The sequence below is a fragment of the Micromonospora sp. NPDC049799 genome, from assembly GCF_040656655.1.
In the GTDB taxonomy this organism is placed as follows: Bacteria; Actinomycetota; Actinomycetes; order Mycobacteriales; family Micromonosporaceae; genus Micromonospora.
This window is the reverse complement of sequence record NZ_JBFAMU010000697.1, coordinates 1-2116: the sequence shown is the minus strand read 5'-3', so window position 1 is coordinate 2116 and position 2116 is coordinate 1. Positions and strand designations below refer to the sequence as shown.

2 protein-coding genes and 1 pseudogene are annotated in these 2116 nt (G+C 74.7%); 1 reads left to right on the top strand and 2 read right to left on the bottom strand.

Annotated features, from left to right (window positions below):
* Positions 1 to 788 (top strand): ABC transporter ATP-binding protein (locus AB0I76_RS28430; protein WP_357041772.1); only part of this gene is annotated, 788 nt, incomplete at its 5' end.
* Here the strand turns inward: AB0I76_RS28430 and AB0I76_RS28425 are convergent.
* Both AB0I76_RS28425 and AB0I76_RS28420 read right to left on the bottom strand, forming a co-directional pair.
* Positions 690 to 977 (bottom strand): annotated as a pseudogene (locus AB0I76_RS28425) (LuxR C-terminal-related transcriptional regulator); the annotation flags it as partial. The gene AB0I76_RS28430 and the pseudogene AB0I76_RS28425 overlap by 99 nt on opposite strands.
* 316 nt (positions 978 to 1293) lie before the next feature.
* On the bottom strand, positions 1294 to 1899 hold the full coding sequence (locus AB0I76_RS28420; protein WP_357041769.1) for a response regulator transcription factor: 606 nt from the start codon (positions 1897 to 1899) through the stop codon (positions 1294 to 1296).
* Positions 1900 to 2116 lie beyond the last annotated feature (217 nt).

The window sequence follows — 2116 nt, the reverse complement described above, 5'->3', positions numbered from 1 at the left end:
CCGGGCTGGCCCAGCCGGAGCGCGGCTCGGTCCATTTGGCGGGGGCGCCGGTCGCCGCACTCGCGCCGGCCGCGCTGGCCCGGCTCCGCGTGCTGGTGCCGCAGGAGGCGTACGTCCGGACCGGTACCCTCGCCGACAACCTCCGCTATCTGCGGCCGGACGTGGACGAGGCGACCCTGGAGTCCGCGGTGGACGCCCTGGGGGCCCGGCCCCTGGTGGCCCGCCTCGGTGGTCTCGCCGCCGAGATCGACCCGGCCGCCCTCTCCGCCGGTGAGCGGCAGCTCCTCGCCGCGGTGCGGGCCTACCTGGCGCCGGCGCCGCTGGTGATCCTCGACGAGGCGACCTGCCACCTGGACCCGATGCTGGAGGCGACCGTCGAGGATGCCTTCGCCCGCCGGCCCGGCACCCTGGTGGTCGTCGCGCACCGGATCAGCTCGGCGACCCGCGCCGACCGGGTGCTGGTGTTCGACGGCGACCGGCAGGTCCTCGGCACCCACGAGGAACTGCCGGCCCGGTCCCCCACCTACCGGGAACTCGTCGGGCTCTGGCAGCACGCGGCGGTGCCGTCCGGCGCGCCCCTCGGCGGGCCCTGGACTCCGGTGGCGCCCTCAGATCCAGCCGGCCTCACGCGCGACGCGCACCGCCTCGACCCGCGTCCGCGCCCCCGCCTTGCGGGCGATCCGTCCGAGATGGTTCCGCACCGTACCCGGAGCGAGCCCGAGCACCCCGGCGACCTCCACCACCGGCGCCCCGGACGCGGTCAGGTCGAGGATCTCCACCTCCCGTGAGGTCAACGGACTGTCCCGGGACAGTGCCGCCAGCACCACCTCGGCGTCGACCAGGGACTCCCGGCGGGCCAGCCGTCGGATCCCGTCCACCACCCGCTGCGGGGCGACGTCCCGGCCGAGGATGCCGACGGTCCGACCCGGACGCAGGATCCGGTGCAGGTGCCGCGCCCGGCGGCAGTCGGCGAGCACCAGCAGGGGGCAGTGCGCCGCGGCTTCGGCTCCGGCGACGAAGTCCAGGTCGACGACCGCCACGTCGGGACGCCCTGCCCGTACCGCCGGTGCCAGGGCGTCCCGGCGGTCCAGTTCCGCCACCACGGTGATGTCGTCCTCGGCGGCGAGCACCAGGGACAGAGCGCCACGGACCAGGGCGCCGTCGAGAGCGAGCAGGGCACGGATCACCGTAGGCCTCCCCAGACATCGACGAACAGATCACGGGACGTCAGCATTCAAACACGTACCGTCCGCCCCTGCTCGGTGGCGGTCCGCCCTCCGCGCCTGAACGTCCCTATATCCAGCCCTCCCTCCGGGCTCGCCACACCGCCTCCATACGGTTGCGGGCACCGGTCTTGCGCATGCCCGCCGACAGGTGGTTGCGGACCGTCCCGTGGGCCAGGTAGAGCCGGCGGGCGATCTCCTTGACCGGGAGCCCTTCGGCGGCCACCCGCAGCACCTCCGCCTCCCGGCGGGTCAACGGGCTCGACGACGGGCTCAACGCCGTCACGGCGGCCGTCGCGTCGATCACCCTCTCCCCGGCGGCGACGTCGCGGACGGCGGCGACCAGCGCCGCCAACGACGCGTCCGTGCCGACCAGGCCACCGGCTCCGGCGGCCAGCAGTTCCGCGACCATGGTCTGGCTCCACTGGCTGCCCAGCGCCAGCACGCCCGTACCGGGGGCCGCCGCGACGATGTCCGCGACCACCTCCACGGGATGCGGCGCGTCCACGCCCAGGTCGACCAGCACCACGTCGGGCCGGTGCCGCCGCACCGCGGCCGACACCTCGCCCACTCCGGTCACCTCGGCGGCGACCTCCATGTCCTCCTCGTTCGACAGCGCGGCGCACAGCGCGCTGCGCAGCAGACACATCTCCTCGGCAACGACGACGCGGATCAACGCGTAGCTCCGATCCTGGGCACGCGGCCGGCGATCCGGTCCCCTCGACGGGACCGGGCGGACCGCCGGCTCTCACGGACGAGGTCCGGCCCGCGACACGTCGACCTGTCGACGGTCGGGGCATGCCTTCCTGGTGGCGGAGATGCTCCGTGGCTGACGCGAGGAGTGAGCTTGCGAGCCCCGCAGTCGGCAGCCGAAAGGACAACTGTGGCTGACC